Here is a 341-nt window from a genome sequence, read left to right as displayed (position 1 = left end):
ACTGTGGCCAGTGGAACTGGCTCAGCGAAGCAGCAATACGGGTAAAGTGGATGTTCGCAGCATCGTCGTGGTCGTGCTGCCTACCAGAAACTGCCTGATGCGTGAGTGCCCGTACGCCCCCATGACCAAGAGGTCAATGCCGTGCTCTGCCTGATACGCATGAAGTACCGACTCTACTTCGCCTGGGCGGATCTCGGCATGCACTAGCGGGCCAGAAGAGGCAAGTGTGGTTCGTGCTTTCTCCAGCTCGTTCTGGTTTTCTTCAGAGTCCGTACCAACCATGACGATATGAATTGGCACGTCTTCGCACAGCGGGCTTGAAGCAAGCATCTGTACGGTCT

Annotated in this window: 1 protein-coding gene; it reads right to left on the bottom strand. The window is 56.0% G+C overall.

Going from position 1 to position 341, the window contains the following annotated elements:
* Positions 1-21: 21 nt before the first annotated feature.
* A partial coding sequence (locus KMS84_RS44230; RefSeq protein WP_256921486.1) for a universal stress protein occupies positions 22-341 on the bottom strand: 320 nt, incomplete at its 5' end.

It is taken from the genome of Streptomyces hilarionis (genome assembly GCF_024539675.1).
GTDB lineage: Bacteria > Actinomycetota > Actinomycetes > Streptomycetales > Streptomycetaceae > Streptomyces > Streptomyces hilarionis.
The sequence above is the reverse complement of the archived record's forward strand: the minus strand, read 5'-3'. Positions and strand labels throughout refer to the sequence as shown.